At 64.9% G+C, this 14,181-nt stretch carries 14 protein-coding genes; 5 read left to right on the forward strand and 9 right to left on the reverse strand.

What is annotated here, in order from left to right:
* Window positions 1-88: 88 nt before the first annotated feature.
* The 4 genes from urtA to ACRWQA_RS11875 form a co-directional block, all read right to left on the reverse strand.
* Window positions 89-1,414, reverse strand: coding sequence for an urea ABC transporter substrate-binding protein (gene urtA / locus ACRWQA_RS11860; protein WP_263583955.1), 1,326 nt, complete (start codon window positions 1,412-1,414; stop codon window positions 89-91).
* A gap of 373 nt (window positions 1,415-1,787) precedes the next feature.
* Window positions 1,788-3,320, reverse strand: coding sequence for a tripartite tricarboxylate transporter permease (locus ACRWQA_RS11865; RefSeq protein WP_263583684.1), 1,533 nt, complete (start codon window positions 3,318-3,320; stop codon window positions 1,788-1,790).
* The gene (locus ACRWQA_RS11870; RefSeq protein WP_263583683.1) at window positions 3,320-3,772 is read right to left on the reverse strand and encodes a tripartite tricarboxylate transporter TctB family protein; all 453 of its coding nucleotides are present in this window, start codon (window positions 3,770-3,772) and stop codon (window positions 3,320-3,322) included. Before ACRWQA_RS11870 ends, ACRWQA_RS11865 begins: the two co-directional genes overlap by 1 nt.
* Complete coding sequence (locus ACRWQA_RS11875; RefSeq protein ID WP_434227180.1) at window positions 3,772-4,758, reverse strand: Bug family tripartite tricarboxylate transporter substrate binding protein; 987 nt, start codon at window positions 4,756-4,758, stop codon at window positions 3,772-3,774. The genes ACRWQA_RS11870 and ACRWQA_RS11875 overlap by 1 nt, the downstream gene beginning before the upstream one ends.
* Window positions 4,759-4,952: 194 nt before the next feature.
* On the opposite strand from ACRWQA_RS11875, the gene ACRWQA_RS11880 reads away from it, so the two are divergent.
* Genes ACRWQA_RS11880 through ACRWQA_RS11895 form a run of 4 tightly spaced genes read left to right on the forward strand, consistent with a single transcriptional unit; the run spans window position 4,953 to window position 8,654 of the window.
* Window positions 4,953-5,555, forward strand: a complete 603-nt coding sequence (locus ACRWQA_RS11880) for an IclR family transcriptional regulator (protein WP_263583681.1) — start codon at window positions 4,953-4,955, stop codon at window positions 5,553-5,555.
* Window positions 5,552-6,214: a response regulator transcription factor gene (locus ACRWQA_RS11885; protein WP_263583680.1), complete on the forward strand. Its 663-nt coding sequence runs from the start codon at window positions 5,552-5,554 to the stop codon at window positions 6,212-6,214. The genes ACRWQA_RS11880 and ACRWQA_RS11885 overlap by 4 nt, the downstream gene beginning before the upstream one ends.
* A complete protein-coding gene (locus tag ACRWQA_RS11890; RefSeq protein WP_434227183.1) occupies window positions 6,211-7,584 on the forward strand; it encodes a sensor histidine kinase in 1,374 nt (457 codons plus the stop codon). Before ACRWQA_RS11885 ends, ACRWQA_RS11890 begins: the two co-directional genes overlap by 4 nt.
* Complete coding sequence (locus ACRWQA_RS11895; RefSeq protein ID WP_434227185.1) at window positions 7,581-8,654, forward strand: ABC transporter substrate-binding protein; 1,074 nt, start codon at window positions 7,581-7,583, stop codon at window positions 8,652-8,654. Before ACRWQA_RS11890 ends, ACRWQA_RS11895 begins: the two co-directional genes overlap by 4 nt.
* Window positions 8,655-8,731: 77 nt before the next feature.
* Here ACRWQA_RS11895 and ACRWQA_RS11900 read toward each other — a convergent pair whose 3' ends face one another.
* From ACRWQA_RS11900 to ACRWQA_RS11915, 4 genes are all read right to left on the reverse strand, one after another.
* On the reverse strand, window positions 8,732-9,169 hold the full coding sequence (locus ACRWQA_RS11900) for a septal ring lytic transglycosylase RlpA family protein (RefSeq protein WP_434227187.1): 438 nt from the start codon (window positions 9,167-9,169) through the stop codon (window positions 8,732-8,734).
* Window positions 9,170-9,237: 68 nt separating this feature from the next.
* Entirely contained in the window at window positions 9,238-10,698 is a 1,461-nt protein-coding gene (locus ACRWQA_RS11905; protein ID WP_263583677.1) for a sodium-dependent transporter, read from the reverse strand.
* Window positions 10,699-10,859: 161 nt separating this feature from the next.
* Entirely contained in the window at window positions 10,860-11,960 is a 1,101-nt protein-coding gene (gene hppD / locus ACRWQA_RS11910) for a 4-hydroxyphenylpyruvate dioxygenase (protein WP_434227189.1), read from the reverse strand.
* 250 nt (window positions 11,961-12,210) lie between these two features.
* Window positions 12,211-12,819: a LysE/ArgO family amino acid transporter gene (locus tag ACRWQA_RS11915; RefSeq protein WP_263583675.1), complete on the reverse strand. Its 609-nt coding sequence runs from the start codon at window positions 12,817-12,819 to the stop codon at window positions 12,211-12,213.
* A 95-nt stretch (window positions 12,820-12,914) separates the two neighbouring features.
* Here ACRWQA_RS11915 and ACRWQA_RS11920 point away from each other — a divergent pair, with 95 nt between their 5' ends.
* Window positions 12,915-13,847, forward strand: coding sequence for a LysR family transcriptional regulator ArgP (locus tag ACRWQA_RS11920; protein ID WP_434227191.1), 933 nt, complete (start codon window positions 12,915-12,917; stop codon window positions 13,845-13,847).
* Window positions 13,848-13,868: 21 nt separating this feature from the next.
* On the opposite strand, the gene ACRWQA_RS11925 is transcribed toward ACRWQA_RS11920, so the two are convergent.
* Window positions 13,869-14,174 (reverse strand): MTH1187 family thiamine-binding protein, encoded by a 306-nt coding sequence (locus tag ACRWQA_RS11925; protein ID WP_263583673.1) that lies wholly within the window; start codon window positions 14,172-14,174, stop codon window positions 13,869-13,871.
* Window positions 14,175-14,181: the final 7 nt, after the last annotated feature.

Below are 14,181 nucleotides of genomic sequence, written 5' to 3' on the forward strand. Positions count from 1 at the left end.
CATGGGGGGATATCTCATCGGAGAGTTCCTCGTGATCGGTAGAGAAGGCGTGCTCCCCCGCTGCCACATGGCAGCGGGGGATGGGTCTTTACTCGGCCAGCGCCGCTTCGGCTTCTTCCGCAGCGGTACTGCCGCCACAGCTGCCATTGGCCACGTTGAAGTTGCCGCACTCCATGGGCTTGCGCCAGTCGGCGATCAGGTCACGCGAACCCGGCAGGTAGTCGGACCAGGCATCGCCAGCCACGCTGGAAGGCGTCTGCCAGACGATGTCGAACTGGCCGTTGTCCTGAACCTCGCCGATCAGCACCGGCTTGGTGATGTGGTGGTTGGGCATCATCGCCGCATAGCCGCCAGTCAGATTGGGCACAGTCACGCCGATGATGGCGTCCTTGACCGCATCGACGTCGGTGGTGCCGGCCTTGCGCACCGCCTCGGCCCACATGTTGAAGCCGATGTAATGCGCTTCCATGGGGTCGTTGGTCACAGCTTCCTCGTCGCCGACGTAATCGATCCAGGCGTCGATGAAGTCATAGTTGGTATCGCTGTCGACGCTCATGAAATAGTTCCACGCCGCCAGGTGACCCACCAACGGAGCGGTATCGATGCCGGAGAGCTCCTGCTCGCCCACCGAGAAGGCAATGACCGGAATGTCGGCGGCATCGATGCCCTGGTTGGCCAGTTCACGATAGAACGGCACGTTGGCATCGCCGTTGATGGTCGAGACCACTGCCGTCTTCTTGCCCTCGCTGCCGAAGCGGCGCACCTCGGCGACGATGTTCTGCCAGTCGGAGTGACCGAACGGCGTGTAGTTGATCATGATGTCCTCGTCGGCGAGGCCGTGCTCCTCCTTGAGGAAGGCTTCGAGGATGCGGTTGGTGGTGCGCGGGTAGACATAATCGGTGCCGAGCAGCACGAAGCGCTCCACGCCCACCTCGTTGATCAGGTACTCCACCGCCGGGATCGCCTGCTGGTTGGGCGCGGCTCCGGTATAGAAGACGTTCTCGGAGGACTCTTCACCCTCGTACTGCACCGGATAGAACAGCAGGCCGTTGAGCTCTTCGAACACCGGCAGCACCGCCTTGCGCGACACCGAAGTCCAGTTGCCGAACACCACATCCACCTCGTGCTGCTCGAGCAGCTCGCGGGCACGCTCGGCAAACAGCGGCCAGTTGGAAGCCGGGTCCACCACCACCGCCTCGAGCTGACGCCCCAGCAGGCCGCCCTGCTCGTTCTGCTGCTCGATCAGCATTTCGACGGTGTCCTTGAGGGTCGATTCGCTGATCGCCATGGTGCCGGACAGCGAATGCAGGATACCCACCTTGATCGGATCCTCCTGGGCCAGCGCCTGGCCGGCCGCACCGAAGGCGATCGACGCAAGCAGCGCTGCAGCAGTGGGACGAAGCGGGAAAGGCATGATGCGACGGGAAGCGTTCACTCGAACCTCCTTGCGCCCTCCTGCGGGAGGGACTTGTTGTGAAGGTCCTGCACGGCCGACATTGGCCGTGCAGCACTCGGCTCCCTGCCTTTGCAAAGCTTGCGCCATCATGCGGCATAGTCCGAAGAACGCTTTATCTACAAACCATTACGGATACCTTACAGAATTGGGTAAGCGTCCTGGCGCACCGCTGTCGTGCAAACCAGTGGCCAACCTTGCGCCGGGAAAGATCGCCTGCACCTCAAGGTCGCACCAAGCCGGTGCGTCTCGCCCGCCCTGAACGAAGCTCCCTAAACGAAGTCAGGGGCGCCGATCGCTCGGCGCCCCTGACGGATGGGTTGGTATTGTCGACTCAGTCGCCTTCTGGATTACCGCTGGCGACGGCTGTCGTCACTTTCATGCGACGCCGCAGGATGGGTCCGACGATGTAGGGCAGGATCAGCCCCACGCCGGCGAACACCCACAGTCCGATGGCCAGGCCGCTGTTCCACAGGATGGTCCAGTCGCCGTCGGAAATGTCCATGGCGTGGCTCAGGTTCTTCTCCATCTCCGGCCCCAACAGCAAGCCGAGGATGACCGGCACCAACGGGATCTCGAGCTTGCGCAGCACATAGCCGGCGACACCGAAGGCCACCATGAAGTAGAGGTCGAAGGTGGTGTTGCTGATCGAGTAGATGCCGACAAAGGCGATCATCGTCACGCACGGCAGCAGGTACATCGGCGGCACCGACAGCAGCTTGACGAAGATGCCGACCAGGGGAATGTTCAGTATCAGCAGCAGGAAGTTGCCGATCAGCAGCGCCGCGATCACGCCCCACACGATGTCCGCGTTCTGGGTGAACATCAGCGGCCCGGGGGTGATGTTGAGCGAGATCAGCAGCGCCAGCAGCACCGCGGTGGTGCCGCTGCCCGGCACGCCCAGCGTCAGCATGGGCACCAGGGCGCCGCTCGAGGCACCATTGTTGCCCGCCTCGGGGCCGGCCACGCCGCGCGGGTCGCCCTGGCCAAAGAAGCCCTTCTTGCCCACCACCTTCTTCTCGAGGGTGTAGCCGATGAAGCTGCCAAGCGATGCTCCGGCACCGGGCAGAACGCCGGCGATGAAGCCGAGGACACCGCCGCGCAGACTCGACGGCAGGATGTTGCGAATGTCGGCCCAACTGAGCTTGAGCTTGTTGACGACCATCTTCTTCTTGCCGCCGCCGGCACGCTCCTCGATGAAGAACAGCAGCTCCGAGATGGCGAACAGACCGACGATGGCGATGATGAAGTCGATACCCTCGTAGAGCTCCAGGGTACCGAAGGTGTAGCGCTGCACGCCGGTGGAGTCGATACCCACGGTAGCCACCATCAACCCGAGGCAGGCCGCCACCACCGTCTTGACGGGGTTCTTGCCGGTGATGCCGCCCAGGGTGGCGAACGCCAGCAGGAACAGCGCGAAGTACTCGGCCGGCCCGAAGGTCAGGGCGAAGCGGGCCAGCACCGGTGCCAGCAGGATCAGGCCCACCGTTGCAACCAGGCTACCGATGAAGGAGGCGATGGCGGAGATCGCCAGTGCCTCGGCGGCCTTGCCCTGCTGGGCCATGGGGTAGCCGTCGAGGCAGGTCATCATGGCCGGCTCGTCGCCGGGAATATTGAGCAGAATCGAGGAGATCCGCCCGCCGTACATGGCCCCGGCATAGACCGCCGTGAGCATGATCATCGCCGTTTCCGGCGCCAGCCCCAGGGAGAAGGCCAGCGGGATCAGGATCGCCACCCCGTTGGCCGGCCCGAGGCCCGGCAGTGCCCCGATGAGGGTCCCGAGGAAGGCCCCCATCAGGGCGAACATCAGGTTATGCGGGGCGAGCGCCACCCCGAAGCCATCGATCAGAAAGCCGAGGGTTTCCATCAGCTCACCTCCAGGAACGAGAGCAGACCCAGCGGCAGCGCGAGGTCGAGGGCGAAGTTGAACAGCAGGAAGACCACCACGCCCGCTACCGCCCCGACCAGGTAGGCGCGCAGCGGCTCGGCCCCCATGCGCCAACACAGGGTGCCCACGGCCAGCGTGGTGCTGATGATGAAGCCGAGCGGCTCGAGCAGCATGGCGTAGAACACCAGCACGACCACGGCGACGACCAGCTCGACGCCGGTACGGCTCCAGGGCCAGGCATTGTCCGGGTCAGGCCGTACGATCAGGTAGAGGCTCGACAGCCCCAGCACCACGGCCAGCAGTGTAGGAAAGGTATCGGGTCCGATCGCCTCGGACCCACCGAACGGTTCGGGAAACTGGCTGGCGCCCCAGCCGTACGCGACGGCCAGGGCAATCAGCAGAACACCGAAAATGCGGTCGTTGAATGTCATTACTGAATCAGCCCGATATCCTTGGAGAGAGTCTCGATGTCGTTGATCTGCTCGGTGACGAAGGTCTCGAACTCACCGGCGCTCATGTGGAATGGCATCAGCCCGTTGTTCGTCATGATGTCCTGCCACTCCTGGCTCTCGTAGATGGTGTCCATGGCGTCGACCCAGTACTGCTTGGCCTCGTCGGAGATATCCGCGGGCATGTAGAAACCGCGCCAGTTGGGGCCGACGGCATCGATACCCTGCTCCTTGGCGGTGGGAATGTCGGCGAAGTCGCCGGGCAGGCGCTCGTCGGACAGCACCGCCAGCACGCGCAGGTCGCCCGATTCCAGGAAACCCTGAGCCTCGCTGATGTCGCCGGTGAAGGCATCCACGTGCCCGCCCACGACCTGAGTCATGGCCTCGCCGCCGTTGTTGTACGAGAGATAGGCGATACGCGGCAGATCCTCGACGCCTGCGGCGTCCGCAGCGATCAATACCTTGAGGTGATCCCAGCCGCCCTTGGCGCTGCCGCCAGCGAACTTGACGCTGCGTGGGTCTTCCTTGAGCGCCTCCATCAGCTCGGGCAGGTCGTCGTAATCGGAGTCGGCAGCCACGGCAATGACGCCGTAGTCGGCGCCCAGCGCTCCGATCCAGTTGACCATGTCGGCGGTCATGCCGGGAAACTGACCCTGGGCCAGGCGGGTGGTGGTGGCGGTGGAAGCGGCCACCAGCAGTTGCTCGTCACCGGCGCGCTTGGACACGGTATGGGCGAAGGCAACACCGCCGCCGGCACCCGCCATGTTGACGGTTTGCACGCTGCGCGGCACCAGGTCCAGTTGCTCCATCACGTTGCCCACGCTGCGGCAGGTGAAATCCCAGCCGCCGCCGGGATCGGCCGGGGCGAGACATTCCACTTTACCCTGTGGCTCGAAAGCCATGGCGCTGCCTGCGCTCAGTGTGAAAGCGGCAATAGCGATGAGTTTGAGTGGCGTTTTCGTGGACATTGTTGTTGTCCCTCCGGTCTTGGCGTGTTGTGGGAATGTGACTTGCAGTCTTTCATGGGCTACCTTACAATTCTGTAAGGCAGAACAACGTTCTTCAGGGTAGAAACTAGGCGCGTCGACAGGCAGCGTCAATGGACGGGATCGCAATTGCGACCAAAGTTCAATAATGCCTCAAGACCCAGGAGACCCATGACATGGCCCAGGATCGCGTCGAGGCCGTCGAGCGCGCACTGACCGTACTGGAAGCGTTCGATGTCGATCAGGAAGCCTTCACCCTGGCCGAACTCGCCCAGGCGACCGGCTACTACAAGAGCACCCTGCTGCGCCTGCTCGGCTCATTGGCCCGTTTCGATTACGTGCAGCGCAGCCGCGATGGACGCTGGAGCCTGGGTAGCGCACCGCTTCGCCTGGCGCGACGCCATCCCCCCAGCCGTCATCTGACCACCCGCGTCCAGCCACTGCTCGACCGCCTGGCCGCCGAAACCGGCGAGACCGCCGCCCTGCTCGAGAACCAAGGGCGCCATGTCGAATGCCGCCTGGTTGCCCTGCCCGACACTGCGCTGCGACATGAACTGCGCCCGGGTAGCCAGTGGCCTCTGGCCGCGAGCGATGATCCTCGCCCCGAGCTGCCTGGCGGCGACATGCTGCTGCATGCCCTGCCCAGCGTTCCTGGCGAGCCCAGGCGCTGGTTGACCCTCTCGGGCCCGACGAGCCGCCTCGACGCGCGTAGCGAGGCCGCACTGAGAGCGGCACTGGATGAATTGGCGGCCGTGGGCGAAGTGGAGGCCATGACATGAACCTGCTGCTCGTGGAGGACGACCACCTGCTGGCCGAAACCCTCCAGGACGCCCTCGCCCTGGAGGGTTACGTGGTGACGCATCTGGCCGACGGCGACGCCGCGCGCCGACACCTGGAGAGCCCCCAGCACGACCACGCATTGGTTCTGCTCGATCTCAACCTTCCCGGTGCCAGTGGGCTCGAGGTGCTCGAGACGCTGCGGCGCCACGACCGCGACACGCCGGTGCTGATACTCACCGCCCGCGGTGCGGTGGAGGATCGCGTACGAGGGCTCGACCTCGGCGCCGACGATTACCTGGCCAAGCCTTTCTCGCTCGAAGAACTCGAGGCCCGCGTGCGTGCGCTGTTGAGGCGTCGGGCAAGAGGACAAGAGCTGCGCGTCGGGGCACTGCATTTCGACGGTCTGGCACAACGCTTCACCCTCGCCGGTGAAACCTTGGCCCTGCCACCCCGCGAGCAGCGCCTGCTCGGCTGCCTGATGCGTCACGCCGGCGAGCCCGTCGACAAGGCGCGCCTCGCCGACGAAGCCTTCCAGGGCGAACCCATGGGTGAAAACGCCATTGAGGTCTACGTGCATCGGCTGCGCAAGCGGCTGGACGGCAGCGACGTCGCCCTACGCACGGTTCGCGGGCTCGGCTACCTGCTGGAGGCGACGTGAAACGCGGCGACAGCCTCTATCGCAGACTGCTGGCCTGGTTGCTGCTGCCGCTGTTGCCATTGGGCGGCCTGATGGTATTCCAAGCCTGGGTGGATGCGCGCCACACTGCCGACCGCGCCTTCGACCGACTGCTCGAAGCGGCCAGCCTGGCGATTGCCGAACAGGTCCAGTGGCAGGACGACCGGCTGTGGCTCGACCTGCCCCCGGCAGCCCTGGATATGCTCGCCACTGACGCCGAGGAACGGGTCTTCTACAGCCTGGTGGATCGGGATGGACGCTTCATCACCGGCAACGCCGAGCTGCCAGGCGACGAGCGCGGCGACAGCGAGGAAGGCGACACCCTGCTCTACCGCAACGTCGAATGGCAGGGCATGACGCTACGCCAGGGTGTGCGCCGCTCCCGCCTGGAGGACTGGCGCCTCAGGGAGCGCTTCGAGATTCGCGTGGCGCACAGCCGAGAGGGTCGCGATGCGCTGACCCACGAGCTGCTGCGCGCCAACCTCGCCTACATTCTCGCCATGGCCCTGGTTGCCGTCGTGGTCCTGCTGGTGGCGATCCGCTCAGCACTGAGGCCGTTGACGCGCCTGAGGCGCGCCATTCGTGCCCGCGACCCGCGCACCCTGGAACCCCTCGACCTCTCACTGCCCCGCGAGTTGGCCGAGCTGCGCGAGACCCTGAACGAACTGCTGGCACGCATGCGCCGGGTGCGCGCCAACCAGGAGCGCTTCATCGGCGACGCCTCGCACCAGTTGCGCACCCCGCTGGCGGGGCTCTCGGCCCGAGCCGAACTGGCCCTGCGCCACGACGACCCCGCCCGCTGGCGCGACGCCCTGAGCGCCATGCAAGCGACCAGCGCACGCACTGCTCGGCTGGCCATGCAACTGCTATCGCTGACTCGGCTCGACAATCCCGAGTACCGCCCCGAACTGACGCCCCTGGATCTCAACGACCTCGCCCGCCAGGCGATTCGGGACCACTGGGCCGGATGCCATCGCCAAGGCATCGACCTCGGTGTCGAGTGTGCCCCTCGGCCCGTCCGGGTCCATGGCATCGACTGGCAACTGCAGGAGGCCTTGAACAACCTGATCGACAATGCCTGCCGCTACGGTGGCCGGCGCATCACGGTGCGCACCCATGTGCAGCCGCCCATGCTGGAAGTCGAGGACGACGGCCCGGGCATTCCCGAATCTCGCCGCCTGCTGGTGCTACGCCCCTTTCATCGCGGCGAGGAGGGAAGTGAAGGTTCCGGGCTAGGCCTGGCCATCGTCGACAGCATTGCCCGCGCCCACGGCGCACGGCTCGAGTTGGCCCAGGGCTCGGACGATCGCGGACTCATCGTACGCCTGCGCTTCAGCGAGGAGGACCCATGATCCGCTTCCTGTTCTGGTGGCTTGTCGCCCTGTGGAGCCTGGCCGCCGCGGCCGAGGAAACCCTGCATTACCCTGCCGAGCCAGAGGCCGGGGCGCCCCAGCCGTTGGTCATCCATGCCGCCCTCGACCTGCCACAGGTACGCCCCGTGCTCGAGGCATTCCATCGGAGCCACCCGCGCATCGAGCTGACCTATCGCAACCTGACGACCCTGGAACTGCATCAGCGCTTCCTGGACGCCCCGGATGCCGCCGACGTGGTGCTCTCGTCCGCCATGCCCTGGCAGTATCATCTCGCCAACGACGGCCATGCCCAGCCGCTCGAAAGTGACGTGGCGCGGCGCTGGCCGGCGTGGGCCCAGTGGCGCGGCGAATTGTTCGCCTTCACCTTCGAACCGATCGTGATGGTAGTGCATCGCGACCTGATCGAACGCTTCGGCGAGGTGCGCAGTCATGGCGACCTGCTCGAGCTGCTGAGCGACCACGCCGACGCCTTGGCAGGCCGTATCGTCACCTACGACCCGGTACGCAGCGGCGCGGGATATACCTATGCCATCGAGGAGTCGCGACTCTCGCCGCGCTACTGGGATCTGGTCTCGGCCCTGGGACGCGCCCGCACGGTGCTCACCGGCACCACCGGCGAGATGCTCGACGGACTCGAGGAGGGACGCTACCTGCTGGGCTACAATCTGCTCGGCAGCTATGTGCGCGATGCGGTGGCCGACAACCCACAGCTGATCATGGTGGTACCCGAAGACTATGCGCTGGTCACCCAGCGCCTGGCCTTCATTCCGCGATTGGCGCCGCACCCCGAATCGGCCGTCCTATTCATGGAGTTTCTGCTCAGCGAAGACGGCCAGCGCGTGATCGCCGAACAGACCCACCTGGGGGCCATGCACCCCGCCCTGTCAGGCCCGGGCACCGCCGATGCCCTGCGCGACGAAGTCGGTGACGCCCTGCGCCCGATAGCGATCGGCCCCGGCCTGCTGGCCACCCTGGACCGGCTCAAGCGCGAGGCCCTGCTGGCCCGCTGGCGTCGCGAGTTTCAGCGCGAGGTGCCGCCGCTTCGCTGAGCGCCATGGCGAGCCCCACCACTGCTTTCTCCATCAGGGACACGGCGTTGGGAGAACACGCACCGGGTGAGGTCGCTTCACTCAGGTGACAGCCGCACCTCCGCCACCCCCTGCCCGAGCATGTTGAGTTCTTCGGCCGCACGTCGAGAGAGATCGATGACACGACCGCGCACGAAGGGTCCGCGGTCGTTGATGCGCACCACCGTCTCGCGGCCGTTGTCCAGCCGCGTCACCCGGACCCGGGTGCCGAACGGCAAGCTGCGGTGCGCCGCCGTCAGCGCGTTGCGATCGTGGGCTTCGCCACTGGCGGTGCGCCGGCCATGGTAGCGGTCGGCATAGAACGAGGCCTGCCCCTGCTCGCCGTTCCAGCCCGAAGGCGCAGATACCCGCTCGCCGCCGCGGCTCCCATCGCGTCCGGCGCAGCCGGCAATCAAGAGCAGCATCATGAGCGTCAATGCGCCTCGCAGCAGACGAGGCGCAACCGGGCCGGTACCGCAAACCTTGTATGAGATCATTCTCTTGTCTCGATTAAACGTCCCGGCCCGACATTAGCGGCTTGCCCCGGACGGGGCAAGCCGCTAGCTCAGCCGGCCAGCGTCCGCCGCAGGCGCGGGCTGGCCAGCTCGCCGATCAGGGTGATCAGCACCAGCACGCCCAGTAGCCACGGCCAGTGCAGGCCGAACTGCAGGCGTGCAATGCCCAGCGCATCGACGAAGATCACCAGGATGCCCAGCGGGCTGACGTAGCGCACCATGAACAGCCACAGCGCATGCCAGTGTGGCGCCAGGCCCAGCTCCTCACGGAAGGTCTCGCTCTTCAGCACGAAGCCGGCCAGCAGCACCATGCCCAGCCCGCCCAGCGGCATCATCCAGCGCGAGGTGAGATAGTCGAGCCAGTCGAAGAAGTGCTTGCCCGCCAGGGTCCAGTCGGCGCCGACGTTGAACGACAGCATCGCCAGGGTACTGACCAGCCACAGCACGATCCCGGTGCCCCAGGCGGCAGTACGACGGGTAATACCCTTGTTGTCGACCAGCCAGGAGACCGTGGCCTCGACCATGGAGATCGACGAGGTCAATGCCGCCATCGAGAGCATGATGAAGAACAGCACGCCGAAAAGCGTACCCATCGGCATGGCCTGGAAGGCCAACGGCAGGCTCATGAACAGCAGCCCCGGCCCACCTTCGGGACTCATGCCATTGGCGAAGATCACCGGGAAGATCGCCAGACCGGCCATCAGCGCCACAAGCGTATCGGCCACCGCCACGCCGAGAGTGGTACGTGCGATCGAAGCGCCGGCGGGCAGGTAGCTGCCGTAGGTGAGTATCGCACCCGAAGCCAGTGACAGGGTGAAGAACGCATGACCCAGCGCGGCCAGCATTCCTTCACTGGACAGACTGCCGGTATTGAACGAGAACAGGAAGCTCCACGCATCGCCGAAGCCGCCCGAGAACACTCCGTAGCCGATCAGGATCAGCAGCATGATCACCATGCCCGGCATCATCCAGCTCACGCTCTTCTCGATGCCCGCCTGCACGCCCTTGCCCACGATCAGCATGGTCGCCAGTGTCACCAGGGTGCTCCAGAAGCCGAGGTTCAAGGGGTTCTCGTTGTTGGCGACGAAGATTGCCGCCATGTCGTCGACGCCGGAGCCATTCAGGCCGCCGCTCAGCATCTTCCACAGATAGGAGAACGACCAGCCGGCCACCACCACGTAGAACGAGAGGATCATGAAGCCGCACAGCATCGCCATCCAGCCCAGCAGCGACCAGACCGAGGAGCGCCCGGATTCGCTCACCACCCGCCGCACGGCATCGATGGGGCTGCCGCGGCCGCGCCGACCGAAGGCGATTTCGGTCATCATGACCGGCACGCCCACCGCCAGGATGCACACCAGATAGACCAGCACGAAGGCGCCTCCGCCATGCTCACCGGTCATGTAGGGGAATTTCCAGATATTGCCCAGGCCGACAGCGGAACCCGTCGCCGCCAGTACGAAGCCCCAGCGGCTGAGCCACTGGACACGGGGTTGTTGTTGAGTCGTCATCAGATCACCAGAGGAAATCGTTGTTATCGCTCGACGCAGCAATATGCACGCTGCAATCCATGCGATGCAACGTTATTTTTGTAGAAATGGCTTGTTTTCAGTCGTTTCATATCGAATACGAAACGGCCCCGCCCATGGGGTATGGGCAGGGCCGGCGGCAATTAATCCGCCTTGAGCACACCGCGACGGATCTGATCCTCCTCGATCGATTCGAACAGGGCCTTGAAATTGCCCTCGCCGAAGCCGTCGTTGCCCTTGCGCTGGATGATCTCGAAGAAGATCGGGCCGATCACGGTCTCGGTAAAGATCTGCAGCAGCACGCCCTCGCCTTCGCCACCATCGATCAGCAGGCTGAGTTCACGCAGCTCCTCGACGTTCTCCTGGTGGTTGGGCACGCGCGCGTCGACCTTCTCGTAGTAGGTGTCCGGCGTGGAGAGGAAGGTCACGCCATTGTCGCGCAAGGCACGTACCGTGGCGTAGATATCGTCGGTGGCCATGGCCAGGTGCTGGATGCCCTCGCCATTGTACTCGCGCAGGAACTCGGCGATCTGCGAGGTATCGTCGGCCGACTCGTTGATCGGGATGTGCATCTTGCCGCACGGCCCGGTCATGGCCCGGGAATGCAGGCCGGTCTTCTTGCCCTTGATGTCGAAGTAGCGGTTCTCGCGGAAGTTGGCGATCTCGGTATAGAAATCGGCCCATACGTCCATCTGGCCGCGGTCGACGTTGTGGGTCAGGTGGTCGAGCACCTTGAGGCCCACGCTGTTGTTGTTGCGCGAACGGCCGGGAATCGCCTCGAAGTCGATGTCGTAGATGGTACGTCCTTCATTGTCGACCTTGTTGTCGACGAAGTAGAGCAGCGAGCCGCCGATGCCGCGAACGGCGGGAATGCCCACCTCGCCGGGTCCGACTGGATTCTCCATCGGCTCGGCGCCGTGAGCCACGGCGTAATCGAAGGCCTGCTTGGCGTCGGCCACCTTCCACGCCATGGCGCAGGCACAGGGGCCATGTACGTGAGCGAACTCCGCGGCATGACTGTTCGGCTCGGCGTTGAGCACGAAGTTGACGTTCTCCTGCTGGAACAGGAAAACCTGCTTGGAGCGGTGCTTGCGCGTCTCGGTGAAGCCCATGCGATTGAACAGTGCACGCAGCGCCTCGATGCCTTCGGCGGTCGGTGCGCTGTACTCGACGAACTCGAAGCCGTTGGTACCGATGGGGTTCTCTTGGCTGATCGGGGATACGGTCTTGGCGGGTGCGTTCATGCTTACCTCCAGGGGATTTGCCCTTGTTATGTCGTGCAGTCATGGATGCCGAACTGGTGCCCCCAGCCTAGTGCGCACGGTCCCCCATCGAAACGCTCCTTTACGACCTGGAGCGTGGACGGCAGAGGTCCCTTCTCGCCCTTATCGTAAGAAAAACCTTACGGCCCTCTGAACTCCATGAAACCAGCCCTGCTCGTGGTGCGTCAGCCTGACACTTCGTAAAGATATCTTTACAACTGTCGTCGCTCCCCTAAGGCATCATGGCGCCACTCGCCAACCGCCACGCCACCCACGCCAGGATAAGTCCGATCACCAAGTCGATGGCGCGCCATACCCGTGGGCTCGCCAGCCGCGGGGCCAGCCAGCCGGCCGCGGCCGCCAGGCCGAAGAACCAGCCGAACGAGGCCATCGCCGCGCCGATGAAGAATCCCAACGGACTCGGCTGCACCGCGCCGATGGCTCCCAGCAGCACCACGGTTTCCAGATAGACCTGAGGATTGAGCAGGGTCACGGCAAGTGTTGCCGCCAGCGCCGCCTGCCAGGATTGCACGCTGCCTCCACCGGCTGTCAGTGCCTGGCCGGTCAGGACCCGGCGCAGGGCCAGCCAGGCCTGCCACGCAAGAAAGGCAGCGCCGGCCCAACGTGCCACTTCCATCAGCGCCTCCTGCTGGGCAATCAACACACCAAGCCCCAGCACGCCCAGTCCCACCAGCAGCCAGTCGCACAGCGCGCAGACGCCGGCCACCAGCCAGGCGTTCTGGCGGCGCAGGCTCTGTTGCAGCACGAAGGCATTTTGCGCCCCGATGGCGACGATCAACCCCGCACAGATCAAGAGTCCATTGAGCCATGACAACCACATACTGTTTTTCTCCCTGGCAAGTCGTAGTCACCAAGGCTAAGCTCGCCATGAAAATTAAAGAAATGAATAAAGCGACTGGGGGATAAGTAGAATCGATGCTCGATTACAAACTGCTGGAGGCACTGGTAGTCGTGCTCGACCAAGGTGGCTTTGAACGTGGCGCTCGCCATCTGGGCCTGACCCAATCGGCGGTTTCCCAGCGCATCAAGCTGCTTGAGGCACGCCTGGGCCAGCCGGTGCTGGTGCGAAGCCCGCGCCTAGCCCCCACGCCACTGGGCCGACGCCTGCTCAACCACGCCCAGCAGGTACGCCTGCTCGAGAGTGACCTGCTGGGCGAGGTGCCCGCACTAGGTGGCGGCGAGCAGCGCCTGCGTCTGGCCATCAATGCCGACAGCCTGGCGACCTGGTGGCCAGAAGCCATTGGGCGTTTCTGCGAGCACTACCGGGTATTGTTCGAACTGGTGGTGGAGGATCAGGAGGTAGCGCTCAAGCGCATGCGCGATGGCGACGTGGCCGGCTGCATCTGCGATTCACCCACGCCGGTACAGGGGGCGCGCAGCCACGGACTGGGCAGCATGCGCTATCGCGCCCTGGCCAGCCCCGCCTTCATGGCACGCTATTTCGCCGATGGCGTGACGCCGGAAGCGCTGCGCCAGGCACCGGCCATCGTCTTCGGCCCCGACGACCGCCTGCAACATCGCTTCCTGGCCATGTATGGCGTGGAGCCCCCCTTCCCCCACCACCTGTGCCCTTCGTCGGAAGGCTTCGTCGGCCTGGCCCTGGCAGGACTCGGCTACGGCATGGTGCCGGAGCGCCAGGCCGAGCGCGAACTCAGCGAAGGGCGGCTACAGGAGATCGACCCCGGCCCGCACCTGGCCGACGGTCGCCTGGTCGACCTGTCGCCGGGCTATGTCATCGACGTACCGCTCTACTGGCACCACTGGCGCCAGGGCGGCAAGATCCTCGACGCCCTCACCGACCACCTGTTGCGGCTGGGCGACGCCTGGCTGGCGCCGCTGCCGACCTGAACGATGTTGCGTGATGACGGCTCAAGAGTTGCGCAGTTTGTTCTCGACGCTCGACACCTTGTCGGCCATGGACTGCTCGCGGTCGGTGCGTGTACCCAACTTGATGGTGGTAGTGATGCGCGGTGCGCCCATCTCGTGCACCACTTCGTGACAGCGTTTGACCACCGCCATCACCTCGTCCCACGGCCCCTCGATGTTGGTGCCGTAGGCGTGCATGTGGTGCTCGAGGCCCGAGGCCTCGATCACCCGCTGGCAGGCGGCAATCTGCGGCGAGACCGATACCCCAACACCCAGCGGGACGACGCAGAGATCGATGATGACGTGCATTGCGCCT

This window comes from Billgrantia sp. C5P2 (genome assembly GCF_051062895.2).

Coding starts and splice junctions, on each gene's coding strand:
- ACRWQA_RS11885 (WP_263583680.1), top strand. CDS start 5,552: ATGAACCTGCTGCTCGTGGAGGACGACCACCTGCTGGCCGAAACCCTC.
- ACRWQA_RS11920 (WP_434227191.1), top strand. CDS start 12,915: ATGCTCGATTACAAACTGCTGGAGGCACTGGTAGTCGTGCTCGACCAA.
- urtA (WP_263583955.1), bottom strand. CDS start 1,414: ATGCCTTTCCCGCTTCGTCCCACTGCTGCAGCGCTGCTTGCGTCGATC.
- ACRWQA_RS11880 (WP_263583681.1), top strand. CDS start 4,953: ATGGCCCAGGATCGCGTCGAGGCCGTCGAGCGCGCACTGACCGTACTG.
- ACRWQA_RS11895 (WP_434227185.1), top strand. CDS start 7,581: ATGATCCGCTTCCTGTTCTGGTGGCTTGTCGCCCTGTGGAGCCTGGCC.
- ACRWQA_RS11905 (WP_263583677.1), bottom strand. CDS start 10,698: ATGACGACTCAACAACAACCCCGTGTCCAGTGGCTCAGCCGCTGGGGC.
- ACRWQA_RS11915 (WP_263583675.1), bottom strand. CDS start 12,819: ATGTGGTTGTCATGGCTCAATGGACTCTTGATCTGTGCGGGGTTGATC.
- hppD (WP_434227189.1), bottom strand. CDS start 11,960: ATGAACGCACCCGCCAAGACCGTATCCCCGATCAGCCAAGAGAACCCC.
- ACRWQA_RS11875 (WP_434227180.1), bottom strand. CDS start 4,758: ATGTCCACGAAAACGCCACTCAAACTCATCGCTATTGCCGCTTTCACA.
- ACRWQA_RS11865 (WP_263583684.1), bottom strand. CDS start 3,320: ATGGAAACCCTCGGCTTTCTGATCGATGGCTTCGGGGTGGCGCTCGCC.
- ACRWQA_RS11925 (WP_263583673.1), bottom strand. CDS start 14,174: ATGCACGTCATCATCGATCTCTGCGTCGTCCCGCTGGGTGTTGGGGTA.
- ACRWQA_RS11870 (WP_263583683.1), bottom strand. CDS start 3,772: ATGACATTCAACGACCGCATTTTCGGTGTTCTGCTGATTGCCCTGGCC.
- ACRWQA_RS11900 (WP_434227187.1), bottom strand. CDS start 9,169: ATGATCTCATACAAGGTTTGCGGTACCGGCCCGGTTGCGCCTCGTCTG.